General features: G+C 64.2%; 21 protein-coding genes. 11 read left to right on the plus strand and 10 right to left on the minus strand.

Annotated elements, in window-relative coordinates; all coding sequences use genetic code 11:
* Window positions 1–42 precede the first annotated feature (42 nt).
* Genes AC1DYC_RS08795 through AC1DYC_RS08805 form a run of 3 tightly spaced genes read left to right on the plus strand, consistent with a single transcriptional unit; the run spans window position 43 to window position 2,479 of the window.
* Complete coding sequence (locus AC1DYC_RS08795) at window positions 43–750, plus strand: fumarylacetoacetate hydrolase family protein (RefSeq protein WP_477405506.1); 708 nt, start codon at window positions 43–45, stop codon at window positions 748–750.
* A 4-nt stretch (window positions 751–754) separates the two neighbouring features.
* A complete protein-coding gene (gene maiA, locus AC1DYC_RS08800) occupies window positions 755–1,405 on the plus strand; it encodes a maleylacetoacetate isomerase (protein ID WP_477405508.1) in 651 nt (216 codons plus the stop codon).
* A gap of 33 nt (window positions 1,406–1,438) precedes the next feature.
* Window positions 1,439–2,479: a zinc-dependent alcohol dehydrogenase family protein gene (locus AC1DYC_RS08805; RefSeq protein WP_477341946.1), complete on the plus strand. Its 1,041-nt coding sequence runs from the start codon at window positions 1,439–1,441 to the stop codon at window positions 2,477–2,479.
* 27 nt (window positions 2,480–2,506) lie between these two features.
* Here AC1DYC_RS08805 and AC1DYC_RS08810 read toward each other — a convergent pair whose 3' ends face one another.
* Complete coding sequence (locus AC1DYC_RS08810; RefSeq protein WP_477405510.1) at window positions 2,507–3,370, minus strand: DMT family transporter; 864 nt, start codon at window positions 3,368–3,370, stop codon at window positions 2,507–2,509.
* A gap of 106 nt (window positions 3,371–3,476) precedes the next feature.
* On the opposite strand from AC1DYC_RS08810, the gene AC1DYC_RS08815 reads away from it, so the two are divergent.
* Complete coding sequence (locus AC1DYC_RS08815; RefSeq protein WP_477405512.1) at window positions 3,477–4,895, plus strand: aminotransferase-like domain-containing protein; 1,419 nt, start codon at window positions 3,477–3,479, stop codon at window positions 4,893–4,895.
* A gap of 6 nt (window positions 4,896–4,901) precedes the next feature.
* Here AC1DYC_RS08815 and AC1DYC_RS08820 read toward each other — a convergent pair whose 3' ends face one another.
* Window positions 4,902–5,792 (minus strand): LysR family transcriptional regulator, encoded by an 891-nt coding sequence (locus AC1DYC_RS08820; protein WP_477405514.1) that lies wholly within the window; start codon window positions 5,790–5,792, stop codon window positions 4,902–4,904.
* Between the two features lie 131 nt (window positions 5,793–5,923).
* On the opposite strand from AC1DYC_RS08820, the gene AC1DYC_RS08825 reads away from it, so the two are divergent.
* On the plus strand, window positions 5,924–7,360 hold the full coding sequence (locus AC1DYC_RS08825) for an MFS transporter (protein ID WP_477408221.1): 1,437 nt from the start codon (window positions 5,924–5,926) through the stop codon (window positions 7,358–7,360).
* Here AC1DYC_RS08825 and AC1DYC_RS08830 read toward each other — a convergent pair.
* The 3 genes from AC1DYC_RS08830 to AC1DYC_RS08840 form a co-directional block, all read right to left on the minus strand.
* Complete coding sequence (locus AC1DYC_RS08830) at window positions 7,357–7,854, minus strand: MaoC family dehydratase (RefSeq protein WP_477307288.1); 498 nt, start codon at window positions 7,852–7,854, stop codon at window positions 7,357–7,359. The genes AC1DYC_RS08825 and AC1DYC_RS08830 overlap by 4 nt on opposite strands.
* A gap of 178 nt (window positions 7,855–8,032) precedes the next feature.
* On the minus strand, window positions 8,033–8,464 hold the full coding sequence (locus tag AC1DYC_RS08835; protein WP_477405516.1) for a phasin family protein: 432 nt from the start codon (window positions 8,462–8,464) through the stop codon (window positions 8,033–8,035).
* A 217-nt stretch (window positions 8,465–8,681) separates the two neighbouring features.
* Window positions 8,682–9,977, minus strand: a complete 1,296-nt coding sequence (locus AC1DYC_RS08840; RefSeq protein WP_477405518.1) for a DUF445 domain-containing protein — start codon at window positions 9,975–9,977, stop codon at window positions 8,682–8,684.
* Between the two features lie 296 nt (window positions 9,978–10,273).
* Between AC1DYC_RS08840 and rirA the strand changes: the two genes are divergently transcribed.
* Window positions 10,274–10,735, plus strand: coding sequence for an iron-responsive transcriptional regulator RirA (rirA, locus tag AC1DYC_RS08845; RefSeq protein WP_112565484.1), 462 nt, complete (start codon window positions 10,274–10,276; stop codon window positions 10,733–10,735).
* A gap of 5 nt (window positions 10,736–10,740) precedes the next feature.
* Here rirA and AC1DYC_RS08850 read toward each other — a convergent pair whose 3' ends face one another.
* Genes AC1DYC_RS08850 through hemP form a run of 5 tightly spaced genes read right to left on the minus strand, consistent with a single transcriptional unit; the run spans window position 10,741 to window position 14,850 of the window.
* Window positions 10,741–11,529 (minus strand): heme ABC transporter ATP-binding protein, encoded by a 789-nt coding sequence (locus AC1DYC_RS08850; protein ID WP_477405520.1) that lies wholly within the window; start codon window positions 11,527–11,529, stop codon window positions 10,741–10,743.
* Between the two features lie 22 nt (window positions 11,530–11,551).
* Window positions 11,552–12,649, minus strand: a complete 1,098-nt coding sequence (locus AC1DYC_RS08855) for a FecCD family ABC transporter permease (RefSeq protein WP_477405522.1) — start codon at window positions 12,647–12,649, stop codon at window positions 11,552–11,554.
* A 4-nt stretch (window positions 12,650–12,653) separates the two neighbouring features.
* On the minus strand, window positions 12,654–13,541 hold the full coding sequence (locus AC1DYC_RS08860; RefSeq protein WP_477405524.1) for a heme/hemin ABC transporter substrate-binding protein: 888 nt from the start codon (window positions 13,539–13,541) through the stop codon (window positions 12,654–12,656).
* Between the two features lie 11 nt (window positions 13,542–13,552).
* Window positions 13,553–14,611, minus strand: a complete 1,059-nt coding sequence (locus AC1DYC_RS08865) for a hemin-degrading factor (protein ID WP_477405526.1) — start codon at window positions 14,609–14,611, stop codon at window positions 13,553–13,555.
* A 32-nt stretch (window positions 14,612–14,643) separates the two neighbouring features.
* A complete protein-coding gene (gene hemP / locus AC1DYC_RS08870; protein ID WP_023673860.1) occupies window positions 14,644–14,850 on the minus strand; it encodes a hemin uptake protein HemP in 207 nt (68 codons plus the stop codon).
* Here hemP and AC1DYC_RS08875 point away from each other — a divergent pair.
* The 5 genes from AC1DYC_RS08875 (at window position 14,843) to hmuQ (ending at window position 19,148) form a co-directional block, all read left to right on the plus strand.
* Window positions 14,843–15,166 carry a hypothetical protein gene (locus AC1DYC_RS08875; protein WP_477405528.1) on the plus strand — a complete coding sequence of 108 codons (324 nt, stop codon included), beginning with the start codon at window positions 14,843–14,845 and terminating at the stop codon, window positions 15,164–15,166. The two genes, hemP and AC1DYC_RS08875, sit on opposite strands and share 8 nt — an antisense overlap.
* A complete protein-coding gene (locus AC1DYC_RS08880; RefSeq protein ID WP_477405530.1) occupies window positions 15,124–17,259 on the plus strand; it encodes a TonB-dependent hemoglobin/transferrin/lactoferrin family receptor in 2,136 nt (711 codons plus the stop codon). Before AC1DYC_RS08875 ends, AC1DYC_RS08880 begins: the two co-directional genes overlap by 43 nt.
* 5 nt (window positions 17,260–17,264) lie before the next feature.
* Window positions 17,265–17,705 (plus strand): hypothetical protein, encoded by a 441-nt coding sequence (locus AC1DYC_RS08885; protein WP_477405532.1) that lies wholly within the window; start codon window positions 17,265–17,267, stop codon window positions 17,703–17,705.
* A 127-nt stretch (window positions 17,706–17,832) separates the two neighbouring features.
* Window positions 17,833–18,798 (plus strand): energy transducer TonB family protein, encoded by a 966-nt coding sequence (locus AC1DYC_RS08890; protein WP_477405534.1) that lies wholly within the window; start codon window positions 17,833–17,835, stop codon window positions 18,796–18,798.
* 35 nt (window positions 18,799–18,833) lie between these two features.
* Window positions 18,834–19,148, plus strand: a complete 315-nt coding sequence (hmuQ, locus tag AC1DYC_RS08895; protein ID WP_477405536.1) for a heme-degrading protein HmuQ — start codon at window positions 18,834–18,836, stop codon at window positions 19,146–19,148.
* Window positions 19,149–19,184: the final 36 nt, after the last annotated feature.

Raw genomic sequence — 19,184 nt, forward strand, 5'->3', positions numbered from 1 at the left:
AATCGGTCAAATGTGCCGGCAACTGAAGCAGAAAGACCTGGCATGACAGACTTCGTCCTCCCCTTGCCCGCAACACCATCGGTGGCCGTCGCCGGCTCGGCCGAGCGCTTTGCCGTGCGCCGCATCTTCTGCGTCGGCCGCAACTATGCCGCGCACGCCCGCGAACTCGGCAATGACGAGCGCGACCCGCCCTTCTTCTTCACCAAGCCGGCCGATGCGGTTGTCGATAGCGGCAGCACGATCCCCTACCCCCCGCTGACCAAGAACCTTCATCACGAGATCGAACTGGTGGCGGCGATCGGCAAGGCCGGCTTCCGCATCCCCCGTGCGCAAGCGCTCGACCATGTCTGGGGCTACGGCGTCGGTATCGACCTCACCCGCCGCGACCTGCAGGACGAGGCCAAGAAAGCCGCGCGTCCCTGGGACTGGTCGAAGGCTTTCGACCGCTCGGCGCCCTGCGGCCCGCTGGTCCCTGCCGCACAATCCGGCCACCCGCAAAAGGGCCGCATCTGGCTCGCCGTCGACGGCGCGGTGAAACAGGACGGCGACCTCGCCGAACTCATTTGGCCTATCGCCGATATCGTTTCGATCTGCAGCGAGTCGGTTGCACTACAACCGGGCGACCTGATCTTCACCGGCACGCCGGCCGGCGTCGGCGCGGTCGCCACGGGGCAGACGATGACCGGCGGTGTCGACGGCATCGGCACCATCGAGATCACCATCGGCCAAGATTCCATGAGCAAGACGTGATCCGATGAGCGACCTCGTCCTCCACAATTACTACCGCTCCTCCACCTCCTACCGCGCGCGCATCGCGCTGGAGATGAAGGGGCTGACCTACGAATACGTGCCGCATCACCTGCGTCATGGCGACCATCTGGAGCCGGCCTATCGCGCGGTCAATCCGCAAGCGCTGGTACCGGCGCTGATCCTCGGCGACGGCACACTTTTGACGCAGTCGCTGGCGATCATCGAATATCTCGACGAGACCAATCCCGAACCGCCGCTGCTGCCGAGGGACGCGCTCGGCCGTGCGCGCGTGCGAATGCTGGCGCAGATGATCGCCTGCGACATCCACCCAGTGAACAATCTGCGCGTGCTGACCTCGCTGCGCACTTTGTTCGGCGCCGGCGACCAGGATATCGTCAACTGGTTCCGCCACTGGGTGAACGAGGGCTTTCAGCCGCTTGAAAAGATTCTGGCTTCCTCGGCTGAGACAGGCACTTTCTGCCACGGCGACGCGCCGGGCCTCGCCGACATCTGCCTGGTCGCGCAGATCGCCAGCAACGCCCGCTTCGGCGTCGACCTGACGCCCTACCCTACGATCTCGCGCATCCACGCCGCCTGCATGGCGCAGCCGGCCTTTCAGCAGGCAGCGCCGGAGAATCAGATAGATGCGGAATAGAAGCGCGCTGGCGCAGAGCATGAGGACCACCCGATGAAAGCCGTCGTCTTCGAGAAATTCGGCCAAGCGCCGACGATCCAGACCGTGCCGGATCCCAAGCCGGCCGCCGATGGCGTCGTCATCAAGGTCGAGGCGACAGGGCTCTGCCGCAGCGACTGGCATGGCTGGATGGGCCATGATGACGGCATCACGCTGCCGCATGTTCCCGGCCATGAACTGGCCGGCATCGTCGTTGCCGTCGGCAAGCAGGTCACTCGCTGGAAGGCCGGCGAGCGCGTCACCGTGCCGTTCTGCGTCGGCTGCGGCCGCTGTTTCGAATGCACCTCCGGCAACCACCAGGTCTGCGAGCATCAAACGCAGCCAGGCTTCACCGCCTGGGGCTCGTTTGCCGAATATGTTGCCATCGAACATGCCGACACCAACCTCGTGCGGCTGCCCGAGGAGATGGAATTCGCCACCGCCGCCAGCCTCGGCTGCCGCTTCGTTACCTCGTTTCGCGCCATTGTCGACCAGGGCCGGGTGACGCCGGGCGAATGGGTCGCGGTGCATGGCTGCGGCGGCGTCGGCCTGTCGGCGATCATGATCGCCAGCTCCATGGGCGCCAATGTCATTGCCATCGACCTTACCGACGAGAAGCTGGAGTTCGCCAAAAAGATCGGCGCCGTGGCGACCATCAATGCCTCGAACACGCCGAATGTCGTCAAGGCGGTCAAGCAGATCACCAATGGCGGCGCACACATGTCGATGGACGCGCTCGGCCACCCCACGACGTCGTTCAACTCGATTTCCAATCTGCGCCGGCGTGGCCGCCACGTGCAGGTCGGCCTGATGCTGGGCGAACACGCCCGGCCACAGGTGCCGATGGACAAGGTGATCGCCTTCGAGCTCGAAATCCTCGGCAGCCATGGCATGCAGGCCTACCGCTACCCCGCGATGATGGAGATGATCCGCACCGGCAAGCTGAAGCCGGAACTGCTGGTCGGCAAGAAGATCAGCCTCGATGAGGCGCCAGCGGCGTTGATGGCGATGGGCGGGTTCGAGGGCATCGGCATCGGGGTGGTGACGAAGTTTTAGGTGCGGAGTCGCCCTCCGGCACCAAAACTAGCGCGCAAATTTCTTCGCCCCGAACACGCAGGCAACCACGCCGAGCGTGACGACCACCATCAGCGGGCTGACCTGTTCGTGCAGCAGCGTCGCCGCCAGCGCCAGGCCGAAGAAGGGCTGCAGCAGTTGTAATTGCCCGACCGCAGCAATGCCGCCTTGCGCCAGGCCGCGATACCAGAACACGAAGCCGATCAGCATGCTGAACAACGAGACATAAGCCAGGCCGGCCCAGGCGCCGGAGCCGACGGCGGCAAAGGACGCCGGTAGCGTCACGAATGTCAGCACCAGCATGATCGGCAACGAGATCGCCAACGCCCAGCAGATCACCTGCCAGCCGCCGAGCCGGCGCGATAGTGCGGCACCCTCGGCGTAGCCCAGGCCACAGACGATGATGGCGGCCAGCATCAGGCCATCACCGATTGGGGACGCCGTCACGCCTTGCATCAGGGCAAAACCCGCAACCAGCGCACTGCCGATACAGGAAAACAGCCAGAAGGCCGGGCGTGGACGCTCGCCGCCGCGCAGCACGCCGAAGATCGCAGTGGCCAGCGGCAACAGGCCGACGAAGATGATGGAATGGGCGGAGGTGACGTGCTTCAGCGCCAGCGCCGTCAGCAGGGGAAAGCCGACAACCACGCCCAGCGCCACGATCACCAATGACAGGAAATCGCTGCGCTCCGGGCGTTTCTGCCGGAACAGAATGAGCATCGCCAGACCGAGCAGGCCGGCGATCGCCGCGCGAGCCGAGGTCAGAAAAGTCGGATCGAAATCGGCCACTGCCACGCGCGTCGCCGGCAGCGAGCCGCTGAAGATCAGCACGCCGACGAATCCGTTCACCCAGCCGCTCGTGCTCTTGTCCATTCCAGGCTCCATTGCTTTGGCTCTGTATCGGGCTTGACCCTATGGTGGAGCTAGAGACAATGCGGTACAATTTTGCGAAACTGTAATGGCCGATTGAGCAATACAGATGGCCGAACTGGCTTTGGAAACCGACGCCGCGCACACCATTGTCTCGACCACGCTTGTCGAAACTGTCATGGCGACCATCCGTCAGCGGATAGCGGCGCGCAGCCTGACACCGGGTGCGCGGCTGCCCTCTATCCGCGCCTTTGCAAAGTCGATGCAAGTGTCGAAATCCACCGTGGTCGAAGCCTATGAGCGGCTTGCCGCCGAAGGCGCGATCCGGTCCCGGCCGGGTTCGGGTTTTTATGCCGCCGGCTCGCTGGCGCCACTATCGCTGGCCGAGATCGGCCCCCGGCTCGACCGCGCCATCGATCCGCTCTGGGTCTCGCGCCAGTCGCTGGAAGCCGGCGGCGAGATGCTGAAACCCGGCTGCGGCTGGATGCCGGCTTCGTGGATGCCGCAGTCCGCCTTGCGCCGGGCGCTGCGGACAGTGGCACGCGCCGACGATGTCGCGCTCGCCGATTACGGCACGCCGCTCGGCCTGCCGCCGCTCAGGCAATTGCTGACACGGCGCATGGAAGGGCATGGCATCGACGTCTCGCCGGACCAGATCATGCTGACGGAATCCGGCACGCAGGCTATCGATCTCCTGTGCCGCTTCCTGATCGAGCCAGGCGACACCGTGCTGGTTGACGACCCCTGCTATTTCAATTTTCACGCGCTGCTGCGCGCCCACCGCGCCAAGGTCGTCAGTGTTCCCTACACGCCATCGGGACCGGATATCGAGCTGTTCGCGCAGGCGCTCGCCGAGCACAGACCGCGCCTCTACATCACCAATTCCGCCATCCACAACCCGACAGGCGCGATCCTGTCGCCGGTCACCGCGCACCGGCTGCTGAAGCTCGCCGACCAGTCGGATCTGACCATCGTCGAGGACGATATTTTCGCCGATTTCGAACATGCGCCGGCGCCCCGGCTGGCGGCATTCGATGGCCTCAACCGCGTCGTCCAAATAGGCAGTTTTTCCAAGACGCTGTCCGCCTCGGTACGCTGCGGCTTCATCGCTGCACCGCGCGACTGGATCGAGCAACTCACCGACCTCAAGATCGCCACCACATTCGGCGGCGGCCGGCTGGCGGCCGAACTGGTGCTGGCGTTGCTCAGGGATGGCAGCTATCGCAAGCATATGGATCTGCTGCGCGCCAGGCTTGCCCGCGCCATGAGCGAAACGGGCGCGCATCTGAAGGCAATCGGCATCACGCCCTGGATCGACCAGCCCGCCGGCCTGTTTTTGTGGTGCAGCCTGCCCGACGGTGTGGATGCGGCCGATGTTGCCCGCCGCGCGCTGACCGACAACATCGTGCTGGCGCCCGGCAATGCGTTCAGCCTGTCGGGAACCGCCAGCCGCTTCCTGCGCTTCAACGTTGCTCAGTGCCAGGACGAGCGGATTTTCAGGGTGCTTGAGGCAGCAATGGCGAGATAGTTCCCTTCAGCGAGAGGCACAAACCTCCCGCACGCAATCGCGCAGCCAGCGCTGTGCTGGGTCGGCATCGAGCCGCGGGTGCCAGAGCATCGAGATAGTGACCTCGACGGTGGCGACCGGCAGCGGAAAGCTGACCATACCGGCGCGTGCGCCTTGCGTGTGCCGCTCGGGCACGCTGGCGACCAGGTCCGACGCTCGCGCCATGGCAAGGGCTGCCGAGAAGCCGGAGACCATGCACACCACCGTTCGATGCAGGCCAAGCAGCGCAAGGGCCTCGTCGATCGGTCCCCTTTCGCGGCCGCGCCTTGAAACACTGATGTGGCGGCCGGCTGCATAACGCTCAGGCGTCAGCCCGCCTTCGCTCAACGGATGCCCGGCTCGCACAGCGCCGACGAACCGGTCGCGAAACAGCGCCTGTATCCGCACTTCCGGCCCCGTCTCGCCGGCAACGCCGATTTCCAAATCGATCGCCGCGTCGCGCAGGGAGGCGACGTCCTTGTCGGATTTGGGCGCAAAGCGCAGCCGCACGCCGGGCGCCTCGGCCTGAATGCGGGCGACGAGACGCGGTCCAAACTCCTCGACGAACCCTTCATTGGTGCGCAGCGTGAAGATCCGGTCCAGCGTCGCGAGATCGAGAAGCCTGGCAGGGCGCAGCAACGCCTCGGCATCCCCAACGACGCGGCCAGCCTGCTGCCGCAATTCTTCTGCACGCGGTGTCGGCACAAGGCCGCGCCCGGCGCGAACCAACAGCGGATCGCCGGTCGCTTCCCGCAACCGCGCCAGCGTGCGGCTCATCGCCGAAGGGCTGAGCCGCAACCGGGTTGCGGCGCGCGCCACGCTGCCTTCGGCCAAGAGGACGTCGAGTGCGAACAGCAAATTGAGATCGGGCGGTGTCATCGGCGGGTTGTAACACATGACATGGCGCTGGACGCATGAATAAGATGCAAATGCTGCGCCTTCCGCCACACCGCCTTGGCGACTACATCTCCGACAGATCCGGTTTCCGGACCGGCAAGAAGGAGATCGCCATGGCAATTGCTGAGCAGAACGGGCGCGTATCCGCGCCGCAGCAGGTCCAGTCCGCAGTCCTGGCCCAATCTCCTCTCTTGGTATTGGCCAGCCTGTCGCTCGCCACGCTGCTGTCCTCGCTGGGAACCAGTATTGCGAGCGTCGGCCTGCCTTCCCTGATGCAGGCTTTCGGCGCGTCGTTCCAGTCGGTGCAGTGGGTGGTTCTCGCCTATCTGCTGGCCATCACCGCTTTGATCGTCAGCGCCGGACGGCTGGCCGACATGTTTGGCCGCCAGCCGTTGCTGCTCGGCGGCATCGCGCTGTTCACGCTGGCCTCGGTGCTGTGCGGCGTGGCGCCGACGCTCTGGTTGCTGATCGCGGCGCGCGCCGTGCAAGGGCTTGGCGCAGCGCTGATGATGGCGCTGACGCTGGCCTTTGTCGCGGAGACCGTGAGCAAGGAGAGAACCGGCAGTGCCATGGGCCTGCTCGGCGCCATGTCGGCGATCGGCACGACGCTCGGCCCCTCGCTCGGCGGCCTGCTGATCGCCGGCTTCGGCTGGCGGGCGATCTTTCTCGTCAATGTCCCGCTCGGCGTCGCGGCCTTCGCTCTCGCCTGGCTGGCCCTGCCCGGTAAAGCTGCCGAAGCCGATCGAGGCAGCTTCGATGCAACGGGCACTGCGCTGCTCGCTTTGACGCTTGCCGCATATGCGCTGGCCATGACGCTCGGCCGCGGCCATTTCGGCACCCTCAACATCGGCCTTCTGATCGCTGCCGGCATCGGCGTCGTTCTGTTCGGCGTTGCGCAAACCAGAGCGAAAAATCCCTTGGTCCGGCTTGCCCGGTTGTACGACATCCGTCTTACCACCAGCCTCGCCATGAACCTCGTCGTCGCCACGGTGATGATGGCGACCCTGGTGGTCGCTCCGTTCTATCTGTCGCGCGGTCTCGGGCTCGATGCCACGATGGTCGGCGTGGTGCTGTCGACAGGTCCGCTGGTGTCGGCGCTCTCGGCGCTTATCGCCGGCCGCCTCACCGATCGCTTCGGCGCCCACAGGATGATGGTTGTCGGGCTGTTCAGCCTCGCCACCGGCACCTTGCTTTTGTCGCTTGCCATGACAAAACTCGGCATTGCCAGTTATGTCGTGCCGATCACCGTCACCTGCTTCGGCTACGCGCTGTTCCAGACCTCCAACAATGCCGCCGTCATGGGCGGTGTCGCCGCCGGCGAACGCGGCGTCGTGTCCGGCCTGCTCAATCTGTCGCGCAATCTCGGCCTGATCACCGGCGCATCGCTGATGGGCGCCATCTTTGCGGTTGCCTCGGCCGGAGAAAGTCCGTTGACCTCAACGGCAGCCGCCCACGGCATGCAGGCCACCTTTCAGACGGCGACGGCGCTCGCAGTGGCTGCACTGTTCCTGGCGCTGTTCTCTGCCCGCGCCGGCGGCAGGTCGGCCTAGGCTCCGGCCCGCTTGCGGCGCTCATAGAGCATGACCAGCGTTTCAGCGGTCAAAGCCGGCCTCTGCTCACCCTCGATCTCGACCGTGTTGGCGGCCTTCATCAGATACTGGCCCGGCCCCCTGTCCTCCACCGACAACAGCGTCGAGCGCAGTCTGATTCGTGCGCCGACCCTGACCGGCGCCAGGAACCGCACCTTGTCGAACCCGTAGTTGAAGGCGGCTTGCGTGTTTTCGGGCACGATGCCCATGTCAAGCGCCAGCGCGCCGATGATCGACAGCGTCAGATAGCCATGCGCAATCGTGGTGCGGAACGGGCTCTGCCGCTTCGCCCGCTCCGGATCGACGTGGATCCACTGATGGTCGCCGGTGCATTCGGCGAACTGGTTGATGCGGCTCTGGTCGATCGTCGTCCATTCCGACACGCCGAGCTCCTGCCCGGCCATCGCCCTTAGCTGCTCAAAGGTCGGCGGCGTTTTCGGCCGTAGTTCCGTCATTCCTGCTTTCCCGATGGCTCCCAACGCCTCGGACCACGAACCGACAGCCCCTGTCAATTCGCCTCTTGCGATTCCGTTCCGTCATTTTCCGCCAAACGGCACGCCCCGTCCATGCCCATGCACCGCAAACGGCCGGTCTGTTCAGAGGCGACGGGCAGCGGTCAGGCCGTGCCTGACATCACTTCCTCTTCTCATAGCCGGAGCGGATCTCCTCCATCGCTTCCTTGATGCGCTCGCGCAGGATCTCGACGGATTCGGTGCCGGACTTCTTGACGAGCTCGGCCACTTCGCTGGCGTTTTTCAGGGCGGCTTCGAAGGATTTCTTGGCGAACTCCGCCTGCTTGGACATCAGCTCCTGCGGATTGCCCGGCGCCTTGTAGTTACGCGCCATGTCGCTGACTTCGCGCAGCGTGTCCTGCAGCATCTCGCGTTGCCTGGACAGAAGCGACGTCGCGCCGGCAGCGCCTGCCCGCGCCGATTTCTCCAGCGCCTCGAGGTTCTTGCGGTGGTGCGCAAGGATCGCCTCGACATCGACATTGGGCACCTTCAGGTCACGGCCGAACCGGCTGAACATGTCCAGGAACGAATCGGATTCGGGTTGTTTGGCCATTGCTCGCTTGCTCCCCAGTTTGCGCAAATGCGGAATCCTAGAGCAATTCCAGGAAAAGTGTGAAACGGTTTTCCGTCCGGAATTGCGTCGAAACAAAGAGTTAGAGCAGGTCGCCGTGAAACGGTGAACTGCTCTAAGCTGGACAATAGCACTCGCGCGCCGCGTGTCCATTCGCCCGCGCAACGCAATTTTGCGGTGCAAAGGCGAAGCGCCCGCTTCAACCCGCGAGGAACAATAGCTCAGCCGTGTAAAGCACCAGGCCGGCAAGGCCGCCGATGATCATGCCGTTGAAGCGGATATATTGCAGGTCCCTGCCGATGTTCATCTCGATCAGCCTGGTCAGCTGGGCAAGGTCCCAGCGCTTGACCTGGTCGGCGATGAACTTGGACACGCCGCTCTTCTGGCTCTCCACGAACGAGGCCAGCGCCACGACAAAGCCCTGGTTCATGTCGGCCCGGATCTGCGGATCGCCGGCAAGATGGCGGCCGACCTCGACGAACATGTTGGCGAGATGGTCGCGAACAATCGAATTCTCCGCCTTGGCGTCTTGTTCGATGAACAGGCGCAGACTCTCCCACATGTCGCCGGCCAGCGCCTTGACCTCCGGCCGCGCCAGAAAATCGCGCTTCAGCTTCTCGGCCCGCTTGGCATATTGCTTCGAGGTCCTGAGCCGCTCGATGAAGCTATGCGCGAAGCGATCGAACTCAGCGCGCATCGGGTGATCGGGATCGGCCCGCACCTCGTCGAGCAGCGAACCGGCGGAAGCGACGATCTTCTTCAACAGATAGGCGTCGGCGCGGAACAGGTTGAACAACGACGGCAGTTCCTCGCGGATTTTTTCGCGCATGGTCGCCAGCGCCTCTTCGTCGTTCAGGAACCGGCCGATCACACGGGTGAACTCATCGAACAGTTTCTGGTGGCGGCGATCGTCGGTCAGCGCCGACAGAAGTTCGGCGGCCAGCGGCGCCAGCGGCACCTTGTCGATCTGCTCCAGCATGCGGCTGGCGACGAAACCGCGCAGGCCGGATTGCTCGATGGCCGCAAGCGTCTGCGGCACCAGCCGCACGACGAAGCGCGACAGGCCGGCAGAGCGTTCGGCGTCAGTCAGCCAGTCGGCGACGAGCGCTGCAAAATCGACCTCGGCGAGTTTCTCGCGCACCGGCTCGGGCGCCAGGAAATTGACCTCGATGAAGCGGCCGAGATTGTCGGCGATGCGGTTCTGGTTCTCCGGGATGATGGCGGTGTGCGGGATCGGCAGGCCGAGCGGCCGCTTGAACAGCGCCACCACCGCATACCAGTCGGCCAGCCCGCCTATGGTCGCCGCCTCCGCGAAGGCCGCAACAAAGCCCAGCCACGGATAGGTGCCCTCGAACGATTTGGCGACGGCAAAGACCACGACGCAAAGCACCAGCGCAGCCGTGGCGAGGAACTTTGTTCGCCGCAGTGCAAAAAGCTTGGCGCCCGCCTCGGCATCGAAACCGCCGGACGCCAGGGACGAAGCCGATTGGGACATGATACGCCGCTCCTCATCGATCTCTTGGCTATCTGGTCTGGGCTATTTAGGGAGTGTTTCGGCCCGTAGCATGATCGGATGGGCCGATTTCGTCTGGGAATTGCCGATTTCGCACGCAAAGTTGACAAGAATATTCATCTATCATGCAATCCCAGTCTGGAATTGTTCCAAGGTATAGGCCATATTCCGGCTAGGCCAGTGTGGGGCGAATCCGAAGTTCCGGATGAGAAAGCCGCACCAGCACAATCTAAAATCTGGTGCAGTTCCAATGCGCCAGCACTTGGGTGAGGAATGAAATGCGGTTAACGCGCCAGACCAACTACGCCATGCGCATCCTGATGTATTGCGCTGCCAACACCGAACGGCTGAGCCGCATTCCGGAGATCGCGGCCGCTTATTCGGTGTCGGAGCTTTTCCTGTTCAAGATCCTGCAGCCGCTGGTCGAGCATGGTCTGGTCGAGACGGTGCGCGGCCGCAATGGCGGTGTCAGGCTTGGCCGTCCCGCCGAGCAGATCAACCTGTTCGACGTCGTGCGGGTGACCGAAGAGAGCTTCGCCATGGCCGAGTGCTTCGAGAACGACGCCGCCGAATGTCCGCTGGTCGACAGCTGTGCCCTGAACTCGGCGCTGCGTGAGGCGCTCAACGCCTTCTTTGCCGTGCTCTCCCGCTACACGATCGCCGATATGGTGGCAGCACGGCCGAACGTGCGCCATCTGCTCGGCATCGACATGCTGGTGCAGCGCGCTCCAGCCGCCTGAACTTTCTAGGCGGCGGACTGCGGCAGGACGAACGGCACATTTCCAGTCGGCAGTACGCCGACCTTGAGCCGGCAATCGAACACTTTTTCGATCAGATCGTCGCTCAGCACCTCTTGCGGCGAACCGTCAGCCGCGAGCCGACCGCGATGCATGACGAAGATCCGGTCGGCATACATGGCCGTCAGATTGAGATCGTGCAGGATGGCGATCACGCCGCCGCCGCGCCGGGCGAAATCTCGAGCGATGTTCATGATGATCAGCTGGTGCTTGATGTCGAGGCTGGACACCGGCTCGTCGAGGAACAGATAACGCGGCTTGCCGTCGAGCACCGGCGCCCAGACCTGGCACAGCACGCGCGCCAGCTGCACGCGCTGCTGCTCACCGCCTGAAAGCTCCTGGTAGAACCGGCCGGCAAAGCCGTCGAGGTCGACGCGCGCCAGCGCCCGCTCCGGCAGTCGTTCGTCTTCGCTCGGCAGCACTTCGGAACGGCCGCCGACAAGGCCGAGCCTGACCACCTCGCGCACGGTGAAGGGAAAGGACAGCGTGGTCGCCTGCGGCAGCACGGCGCGCACTGCCGCGACCTCCACTGGCTTCATGGCGGCGAGGTCACGGCCGTTGACGGTTACCGTTCCGGTAAACGCAAGGTCGCCCGACAAAGCCCTCAAGAAAGTGGTCTTGCCCGAACCATTGGGTCCGACAATGGCGGCGATTTCGCCAGGCCGCGCGCCAAAATCGACGTTGGCGACAATGCGCTTGCCGCCGATCGCTACCGAGACATCGCGTGCTTCGATCATGCCGCCTCACAGGTTTCAAGTCTCATAGGTCGACTACGCCGCGCTTGCGCAGCAGGATCCAGAGGAAGAACGGCGCCCCGGCGATCGCCGTGACGATGCCGATCGGCAGTTCGGCCGGCGCCACGATGACGCGGGCGACCGCGTCGGCAAGCAGCAGCATCGAGGCGCCGAGCAGTGCCGATGCCGGCAAGAGATAGCGATTGTCCGGACCGATCAGCAGGCGCAGCAGATGCGGCACGACGATGCCGACGAAGCCGATGCCGCCGCTGACCGCGACCGACGCGCCGACCGCCGCCGAGACGCCGACGATCGCGGTGTATTTCAGCCGCTGCACCGGGATGCCGAGATGGCCGGCGGTCGCCTCGCCGAGCGCTAGCGCATTGAGGCCGCGGGCCAAAAACGGCATCGCCGCCAGCGCCAAAACGATGATCGGGCCGACGGAAGCGATCTTCGGCCAGGTCGCGCCACCGAGCGAGCCCAGCTGCCAGAAGGTCAGGTCACGCAACTGCCGGTCGTCGGCCATGAAGATCAGGATGCCGGTCAGCGCCATGGCAAGGGCGGCGAGCGCAATGCCGGCAAGCAGCATGGTGGCGACCGAGGTGCGCCCCTGCCGCGTGGCGACGCGGTAGAGCACCAGCGTCACCGCCAGGCCACCGCAAAAGGCGGCGAGCGGCAACGCCATGCTGCCGAGCGCCAGAGTCAGCGGCGCCAGCCAGGTCGTACTGAGCACGATGACGGCGACGGCGCCGAGGCTCGAACCAGCCGAAACCCCGATCAGGCCGGGATCGGCGAGCGGATTGCGAAACAGGCCCTGCATGACCGCGCCCGATACGGCGAGTGCCGCCCCGATCAGCATGCCGAGCAGCACGCGGGGCATGCGGATGTCGTAGACGATCAGCCGGTCGCGAGCGCCCAGAGCGGCGTCGGCCGGGATAGCACCGGTCAGCCAGTCCCGGATGACGCCGACGGCCGACGCATCGGAGGCACCCGATGTCAGCGACAGGAACATGGAAAGGGCAAGAACCACGCACAGGAGCAAAATAACCAGGCGAGCGCGCCCCGAACGATCGCCCTCGGCCGCCACCTTGCCCGCCGCGCCGGCGATCGACTGGTCTACCATCCGCTCAGTCCGTGACCTGGCTGCCATAGAGCGAGACAGCAAGGTCATGGATGGCAGCAGCCGTGCGCGGCCCGAAGCCGAGGAGATAACTGCCATCCATGAGGATCAGTTTGTGGCCTTCGCCCGCCGGCGTCGAGGTGATCGACGGGATGGCGAACAGCTCGTCTTCCGCAATGGGCGGTCCGGCGTTTTTCATGGCCAGGATCACGTCCGGCCCGGCGGTGACGATGGCCTCGTCGGACATCGGCTTGTAGCCGGAAAACCCTTCGACCGCGTTGACCGCGCCAGCAAGCTTGATGATTCCGTCCCCGGCGGTGTCGCTGCCGGCGGCGAGTATCTTGCCGCTCTGGATCGACAGCACGAACAGGATGCGCTTGCGATCCTTGATCGACGCCGTCTGTTTTTCGGCGGCCTTCAGCTTGGCGTCGGTCTCGGCCACCAGCGCCTCTGCCTTGGCATCGACGCCGAGCGCCTTGCCGACGATGCGGATCTTTTCCAGGATGCCGTCATGGCTGTAGTGCTCGGGCACGTCGATGAACGGAACGCTCGACTTTTTCAGCACATCGACCGCTTCCCTCGGGCCGCTGCCCTGCAGCGCCAGAATGCCGGACGGATTGACCGACAAGACACCTTCCGCCGACAGCTGGCGCATATAGCCGACGTCGGGCAGCGCCATCGCGGCGGCGGGGTAGCGGCTGGTCGAATCGCGGGCGACGAGATGGCCCTCTTCGCCGAGCGCGTAGACGATCTCTGTGATCGAGCCTCCGATCGCCGCGATCCGCGTCGTGTCGGCAAACACGGCGAGGTTTTCGGTGGCCGGAGCGGGTGCCGCAAGAAGCAGTGATAGGGCCATCGCCATGGCAAGCGTCGGGCGCGGAAACAGTGAAATCATCGTCGTGGCTTTCAGGCTGCGGTCGGGCTTGGAATGCGCGGCAGGTTTTCGGCCAAGAACCGCCAGTCGTCTCGCTCGCCCTCACCCTCATGGCGCTTGCCGAAGAACTGGATGATCATCTTGCCGTCGGCGCCATAGGCTTCGAGCGAGGTGACGTGACCGTCCTTGGTCGGCTTGCGTACTGCCCAGACCTCCTGGATGTGATCGGTGCGCAAGTGCAGGTGGAAAGTCTCGTCCATGACGTTGATCCAGGGACCCATCGGCTTGATCGACTTGACCGGGCCGGAATGGATCTGGATGCAGCCGCGGTTGCCGACGAAGCACATGATCGGCATGTCGCCGGCTGCGGCATGGTGGAACATGGCGCTGACGGCGTCATTGTCGAGCAGCCAGGCATAGTCCTGGCCGACCATGCGCACGGCCTGGCGACGGCTGAGTTTCAGCGCCTTCAGCATGCCGAAGAACTGATGCACGTCGGTGAGCCGGCTCCAGCGGTCGCGCAGATCGTCGATGTTGGCGGCGGCACCGGGCGTCTCGGCGTCATCGTCGGCAAGGCCCGCGATAGACACGGTCGGCTCCTGGTTCGATGATTCGAGCGCCGCCACCAGCTTCTGGTAGGCGTAGAGATTGGACGCCGGCCGCAGATGCACCTTGTGCACGGCATCGCCCGCCGCGTCGAAGAATTGCAGGCTGCGGCGGATGTCGCCGCCATCGCGCTTCTCGACGGCAAAGCCATGCGCCCAGACGTTCGGAAAGATGCGCAGGTCGATGTTTTCGCCGAGCACCATGGCATTGTGGGTGCCGGGCACGACCTTGTCGTAGACGCCGATCTTCTCGTGCACCGCGCTTTCGTTGCGGGTCAGCGCCATCACTTCGCCGACGGCGTCGAGGCCGGTCAGCAGATCGTTGACCCGCGGCTCGACTCGCACGACCCCCTCGCCGCAATGGGCGGCGACCAGTTCAGCCTCCGAAATGCCGAGCTCGGCGGCAAGGTCGCGCTCGCGCGCTTTCGGATTGTCTGCCCGCGCCCGCCGGATTTCATGCGGGGCGGGTTTTACGCGCTGGTCCATGTCCTGCTTACCTGTCTGCCCTGTCTGGTAATTTACTTGTTGAGGATGAGCTTGCCCTGACGGGTGATCTTGAGCCGATAGAGCGCGCCATGGTGCTCGATGCCGATCTCGTGCTCGCCCTGGAACAGCGTGTTGGACGACAAGGTCCGCACCGCCAGCGGCACCCTGTCGAAGCGGGTCGGCGTCTCCTCGGAACGGCGGACGCGGTAACGGAAGTCATTGGGATTGTGGGTGTTCATTTCTGTCTATCCCTTTCCTGTGCCGGGCGTCTGGCTAGGCGTTGCAAAAATGCCGATTCATTTCTTGACTCGAATAATCATGTTTATTAGTCAGTGCATTACCGGACCAAATGAGTCAACATTTAAGACGCCGGACGAAATGAAAAATGCCAGCGAGCGCCGCCGCCAGCCAGCATCGAACCTGGATTTGGAGTTGGGGCAATGGGGTTGGCAAATCGTGGACGACTGGATCTGGCACACGCCGATCCGGCGCATCGGCCTATGGCAAAGACAATGGCAGCCTGGCTTGCGGGGGCAGCAGCGATCGTGTTGTTGACGCCGCCGGCCGGCGCGCAGCAAGCTACCGACCAGCAGCAGACTGATCCGAGCAAGAAAACCGAGGACACCAAGCCTGCGCCTGCCGGCGTGACGCTGCTCGACAAGATCCTCGTCATCAGCCGCACCGGCGAGACGGCGATCGAGTCGCTGGCCTCGGCCAGCCATGTCGACCAGGAACAGCTCGACCGCCGCATGGCGACGACACCCAACGAGATGCTTCTCGGCGTGCCGGGCGTCACCGTGCAGGCCGATGCACAGCGCGTCAGTTCCAGCATCAACATTCGCGGCCTGCAGGATTTCGGCCGCGTCGCGGTGATCGTCGACGGCGCCAGGCAGAATTTCCAGCGCTCCGACCACGGCACGCAGTCGACCTTCTATGTCGATCCCGAACTCATCAAGTCCGTCGACGTCGTTCGCGGTCCCACCGCCAACACCTATGGCTCCGGCGCCATTGGCGGCGTCGTCTTCTTTGACACCAAGGATGCCGAGGACTTCCTGAGGCCGGGTGAGACCTGGGCCGGCTCCGTCACCGGACGCTATGAGAGCAATGGCAAGGGCTGGACCGCCAGCGCGACCGGCGCCTACAAATTCAACGAAAACTGGGATGTCCTGGGCAACATCGTCTACCGCGACTACGACGACTACAAGAATGGCAGCGGCGACACCGTCGCCGGCACCGGCTTCGATGTGCTGAGCGGCCTGCTCAAGACCACCATCCGCCCGAGTGAAAACAGCGAATTGAAGCTCGGCTGGGTCGGTTCGAGCGATGGCTGGACCGAAACCAGCGGCGGCGTGCCGGCGAACGACGTCGACCTGAAGTCGAACACTTTTACCGCCCGCTACAACATCACCGACGATGCCAGGAGCTGGCTCGATCTCCACATCAACGCCTCCTACAACAAGACCAATCTCGACCTGACCACGCTCGTGCCGCAAAACCGGTTCGATCCGGTCACCGGCCTCCCCGTCGTGCTCCCGGCAGGCTCGACATCGACCTTCGATGTCGGCACCACCGGCATCGACATCTGGAACACATCGCGCTTCGAGACCGCCGGCATCGCGCACGAGCTGACCTATGGCGGCGACTGGGTCGGCGACAATGTCGAGACTGGCGGCACGGCCGGCGGCGACAGTTTTTACACGCCATCCGGCAAGCGCAACGTCTCGGGCGCCTACATTCAGGATAAGCTGAGCTGGGCCTGGCTCGAAGTCATCACCGGCCTGCGTTACGACAATTACAGCCTGAAGGATTCGGAGAACGAAACCTCAGGCGACAGGCTGTCGCCGCGCATCACCGTCGGTGTCTCGCCCTTCGAAAGCGCCAGCCTGGCTGGCCTGCAATTCTACGGCACTTACGCGGAAGGGTACCGCTCGCCGTCGCTGACCGAAACGCTGATCAGCGGCAACCATCCGGCCGGCGTCACCTTCCCGTTCCTGCCCAACCCGAACCTGCGGCCCGAAACCGGCAAGACCACCGAATTCGGCGTCAACTACAAGCTGAACGATATCATCGAAGCTGGCGACGCGTTCCGGCTGAAGGCCGCCTACTTCCACAACGATGTCGACGACTACATTGAGGGCGTGACGCTGTCGCCGTTCGACCCGACCAGCGGCTGCCTGTTCGGCCCCGGCATCCCGATCTGCTTCCAGTACCAGAACTTCGCCCAGGCCAAGATTAATGGCTTCGAGCTGGAAAGCGTCTACGATGCCGCCTGGGGTTACGCCGGGCTCTCGGCCTCGATCATCAACGGCCATACCATCTCCTATGAAGGTGAGCGGGCCGACCTTGCCACCATCCCGTCCTCGCAGGTCACCGGGCAGCTCGGCTTCCGCTTCCTTCAGGACAAGCTGACTGTTGGCGGCGAGGTGCAGTACAACGGCAAGCCCAAGGGCAATCCCGCGGCCAAGGATTATACGCTGGTCAACGCCTTCGCGAGTTACCAGGCAACCGACAATTTGAAGGTGGACTTCCGCGCCGACAATCTGTTCGACGTCAAATACACCAACCCGCTGAACGGCGGCACCACCGCCGTCATCTACGAGCCCGGCATCACGCTGAAGCTGGCCGCAACCATGCGCTTTGGAGGCTGACGTCAATGACAAGCTTGACGACATCGCTTCGTCTGTTGACCTCGATGCTGGCGATGTCGCTTGGCTCCGCGCCGGCGTGGGCTCAGTCCGCGCCGGCGCCGCAACTCAGCCTCGAGCTCAATGCCGCTCAGCCATCGGACAAGGGCTGCCGCCTGACCTTCGTCGTCAACAACGCGCTCGGCGCCGATCTGTCCAAGGCGGCCTTCGAGATCGCGCTTTTCAACGAGGCCGGTGTCGTCGACCGTCTCAGCGTGCTGGATTTCAAGGACCTGCCGGCCGGCAAGACCAAGGTGACCCGCTTCGATCTCGCCGGCACCGACTGCACCAAACTCAGCCGCGTGCTGATCAACAGCGCCACCGAATGCGCCGGCGCCGGTGTCGAGCCGGCTGCCTGCATGCGCGGCCTGAAGACTGAGACCAAGACCGGCATCGCCTTCGGCGTCTGAGGTGGGCCTGCATCCCGCCTTCAAGCAAGACAGCGCGGTTTGGCCCCTCTCCAGCCCACCGTCATGGCCGGCAACCGATCTTGATTTGACAATTCCGCCGCGCTCGCGGCAGGTCTCGCCGCGAACCATGCAGGACATCAACCCCCTCCCCGACGCCGGCAACGACCTGGCGATTGCGCCTGCCGAGCCGCTTGCGCAGTCGCGGCCGGCGTCAGCTGACCGCAAATGGACGGTGGCGATCATCGCCTCCTGCCTGCTTCATGCCGCGGCGGTAGCGTTTCTGATCTCGCCGGCCGGAACATTCGATTCCAGCAACGCAATACAGTCGGAGGGCGCCGATCAATCGGGCGCCGACGTGGTCGGCAGCGCTTTGGACAGCCAGGCTCCCGACGCGATCGATGTCGCCTTGGTGACCGATCCGCAGCCGCCCAAGCCCAAGGCCGTTAAACCCGCCCCGCCAGCCGAGGCGCCTCAGCCCGTCAAGGAGCCGCCGGCACCCGAGCCGGAGCCGGAAGCGGCCGAACAGGCAACCGCCGCTCCAGACACACTGACGGCCGCCATCCCACATGATCAAAGTGTCGCCCCAAGCGCCGAGAAGTCGACACAAGAGGCGGTGCAAACACAAAGCCTGGAGGCGCCTCCGGCAGACGAACCTCCTGTTGATTTGCCTGCTGCCAAGCCACCAGTTCCAAGCGCAAGGCCGAGTGCACCAGCGGGATCGGGAGATACGCGCGGGGCGGCAGATGGTGAGGAGCGCGACGCGCCGGCGGTTGCAAGCAAGGGTAAAAAACAGGGCGCGGCCGGCAATGCGATGGAAGCCCGCTACAGCGGTGAGATTCAGAAGAAGCTTGCCCGCGCCAACCGCCGCGTTTCGAAAGCGATTCAAGAAAAAGCTCTCAACAATGCCAGGGTCGTCTTCGTCGTCGCGGCTGACGGCAGCATCAGCGACTTGCAGCTTGCCGAGAGTTCTGGATCCGCAGAACTCGACCAATTCGCCCTGAAACTGGTGCGCCAGCAGGCTCCGTTCCCGCCCATCCCAACCGAAACCGGCAAGTCAAGCTGGGTGTTCAGGGCGCGGATCGGCCCGTTTTAAGACCATCGCAATTCATCCACGTCGAAAGGAAGCCAATGTACATCGCCATGAACCGCTTCAAGGTCCAGAACGGCTCCGAAACCGCCTTCGAGGATGTCTGGAAAAACCGCGATTCCAGCCTCTCGGAGATGAAAGGCTTCAGGGAATTTCATTTGCTGCGCGGCCCGGTCAACGAGACCGAGGGCTACACGCTATTTGCCTCGCATACGGTGTGGGCAAGCCAGGAGGATTTTGTCGCCTGGACCAAATCGGAGAATTTCCGCGCCGCCCACCGCAATGCCGGCACCTCCAAGGTGCACTATCTCGGCCATCCGCAGTTCGAAGGCTTTTCGGTCGTCGAAGGCGCCTGAGACGGCCTCACCAGAGGACGGTTCCGGTCCGCACCA

The organism is Mesorhizobium sp. P2_E7 (assembly GCF_056403855.1).

Coding starts and splice junctions, on each gene's coding strand:
- hmuQ (WP_477405536.1), top strand. CDS start 18,834: ATGTACATCGCCATGAACCGCTTCAAGGTCCAGAACGGCTCCGAAACC.
- AC1DYC_RS08850 (WP_477405520.1), bottom strand. CDS start 11,529: ATGATCGAAGCACGCGATGTCTCGGTAGCGATCGGCGGCAAGCGCATT.
- AC1DYC_RS08835 (WP_477405516.1), bottom strand. CDS start 8,464: ATGGCCAAACAACCCGAATCCGATTCGTTCCTGGACATGTTCAGCCGG.
- AC1DYC_RS08885 (WP_477405532.1), top strand. CDS start 17,265: ATGACAAGCTTGACGACATCGCTTCGTCTGTTGACCTCGATGCTGGCG.
- AC1DYC_RS08815 (WP_477405512.1), top strand. CDS start 3,477: ATGGCCGAACTGGCTTTGGAAACCGACGCCGCGCACACCATTGTCTCG.
- AC1DYC_RS08825 (WP_477408221.1), top strand. CDS start 5,924: ATGGCAATTGCTGAGCAGAACGGGCGCGTATCCGCGCCGCAGCAGGTC.
- AC1DYC_RS08890 (WP_477405534.1), top strand. CDS start 17,833: ATGCAGGACATCAACCCCCTCCCCGACGCCGGCAACGACCTGGCGATT.
- hemP (WP_023673860.1), bottom strand. CDS start 14,850: ATGAACACCCACAATCCCAATGACTTCCGTTACCGCGTCCGCCGTTCC.
- AC1DYC_RS08860 (WP_477405524.1), bottom strand. CDS start 13,541: ATGATTTCACTGTTTCCGCGCCCGACGCTTGCCATGGCGATGGCCCTA.
- AC1DYC_RS08840 (WP_477405518.1), bottom strand. CDS start 9,977: ATGTCCCAATCGGCTTCGTCCCTGGCGTCCGGCGGTTTCGATGCCGAG.
- AC1DYC_RS08795 (WP_477405506.1), top strand. CDS start 43: ATGACAGACTTCGTCCTCCCCTTGCCCGCAACACCATCGGTGGCCGTC.
- AC1DYC_RS08820 (WP_477405514.1), bottom strand. CDS start 5,792: ATGACACCGCCCGATCTCAATTTGCTGTTCGCACTCGACGTCCTCTTG.
- AC1DYC_RS08810 (WP_477405510.1), bottom strand. CDS start 3,370: ATGGACAAGAGCACGAGCGGCTGGGTGAACGGATTCGTCGGCGTGCTG.
- AC1DYC_RS08865 (WP_477405526.1), bottom strand. CDS start 14,611: ATGGACCAGCGCGTAAAACCCGCCCCGCATGAAATCCGGCGGGCGCGG.
- AC1DYC_RS08830 (WP_477307288.1), bottom strand. CDS start 7,854: ATGACGGAACTACGGCCGAAAACGCCGCCGACCTTTGAGCAGCTAAGG.
- maiA (WP_477405508.1), top strand. CDS start 755: ATGAGCGACCTCGTCCTCCACAATTACTACCGCTCCTCCACCTCCTAC.
- AC1DYC_RS08855 (WP_477405522.1), bottom strand. CDS start 12,649: ATGGTAGACCAGTCGATCGCCGGCGCGGCGGGCAAGGTGGCGGCCGAG.
- rirA (WP_112565484.1), top strand. CDS start 10,274: ATGCGGTTAACGCGCCAGACCAACTACGCCATGCGCATCCTGATGTAT.
- AC1DYC_RS08805 (WP_477341946.1), top strand. CDS start 1,439: ATGAAAGCCGTCGTCTTCGAGAAATTCGGCCAAGCGCCGACGATCCAG.
- AC1DYC_RS08880 (WP_477405530.1), top strand. CDS start 15,124: ATGGCAGCCTGGCTTGCGGGGGCAGCAGCGATCGTGTTGTTGACGCCG.